A 1650-nucleotide genomic window follows, 5' to 3' on the forward strand; every position below is an offset into this window, starting at 1 on the left:
GTGTGTGCGCCCTCGCGGACCAGCTTGGGCAGGTTCTGGTCGGTCGGGTCCTGCGTGCCCTCCCACAGCAGCACGTCGACCGCACGGCCCTGGTTGTGGATCTTCCGAGCGGCCATGAAGTACCGCGAGGTGCCCTTGGACCCGCCGTACTGGCGGCCGTCCTCGCCCTTGGCGGGGCACATGAACGCCAACTGCGCCTCGTCCACGATGAGGATCAGCGGGTCGTAGTGCGTTCCGGGCGGGGCCATCACGCGGCGTTCCATCTCCCGCACGCCTTCTTCGAGCATCTCGGTGGCGTCGATGACGTGCTCGTCCGTGGGGCCCTCGATCAGGGTCGTGGCCAGGTCGGTGAACATGCGCCAGTCGCCGACGCCCTTGAGGTCGGCGATGCGGAACTCCACCCGCGGGTCGAGCGCCAGCCACAGCGCGAGCGCACGGAGGGCGGCCGTCTTGCCCTGGTTGGACAGGCCGGTGATGAGCAGCATCCGCTGATACAGGCTCAGCAGCGCCGCGTCCCCGCGCAGGTCCTGGCCCCACGGCGCGCGGCCCGTCTTGTAGTCGGCCGACATGTCGGGGTCGGTGACCAGGGGGGAGGTGCCGATCGGCTCGTCCAGCGCTCCGGAATCAGCGATCCACAGCCGCACCGTGCGCGCGGCCTGCGGGATCGTCACGAACACCTCGTGCTCGTGCCGTCCCAGGTTCTCCGCCAGCTTCCGACGGCGGTCCTGTACCTCCACCGTGGACACACCGGAGGGCAGGGTCACGTCGACCTCGACTCCGCATCCGGCGATGCGGATCGGGCCGAGCATGCCGGCGCCGGCGTCGCCCATGGCCTTGATGGCGTTGCGCATCGGAGCGACGCCCAGATCGCGCAGGGCGGTGACGACGATGGACGGGGTGATCGGATCGCCATCGGTCGACCGCTGAGCGGCGGGCATGGCCCAGGACGGGGCCGCCTGCTGGCGTCGACCGATGTTCCACAGCCCGAGCAACAGCAGCCACGGCCCGACCGCCACCAGAGGGCCCCACACGACGGTCGCGATGAAGATGATCCAGTTGATGGTCTCGATGGTCGCCATGAACGGCGCCCCGACCAGGGATGCATCCTTCTCGGCTATGGCCATCACGATGCCCAGCGCCAAGAGACCACCCACCCCGACTCCCGCCCCGACGGCGGCGCCCTTGGCGATCCGCTGCGGAGCCTTGAGCAGGTCCATGCGGCGCTGGTGCCGGGCGGCGCGGAAGGTCGCGGCGCGCTGCTCCCACTCCATCGCGCGGTCGTGCTCGCCGGCGGCTTCGGCGGTGCGCATCATCCGCTCATACCGTGCGGTGCTGCGTCCGTCCCACGCACGACGGGCGAGGATCATCCCGCCAGAGGCGGCGTAGGAGCCGTGGCGTGCGATCAACCGCAGGGAATCGCGGGTGCGCTCGTGCGTGACGACCGTCCGCACCCCGCGAACAACGCGGACGTGCCGCGCCGGCGCGGCCGGTGCCACCGGCTCCGCGGGGAGCACGGTGCCCTCCAATACGACGGGCGGGGTGGTGTCTTCCTTCACCAGCGACAGCGGCGCGTCGCCGCTGCGGTTGGTGTGGCGTTCGTCCAGGTCATGCACGCTGCCCACGGCAGCGGAGACGGACTCAGTCATGATG

At 70.6% G+C, this 1650-nt stretch carries 1 protein-coding gene; it reads right to left on the reverse strand.

Translation table 11 applies throughout. The features are described from left to right. A partial coding sequence (locus ACRDP3_RS15470) for an ATP-binding protein (protein ID WP_431517520.1) occupies positions 1-1565 on the reverse strand: 1565 nt, incomplete at its 3' end. Between the last annotated feature and the right edge of the window lie 85 nt (positions 1566-1650).

The organism is Streptomyces sp. (assembly GCF_050698815.1).
Lineage (GTDB): Bacteria > Actinomycetota > Actinomycetes > Streptomycetales > Streptomycetaceae > Streptomyces.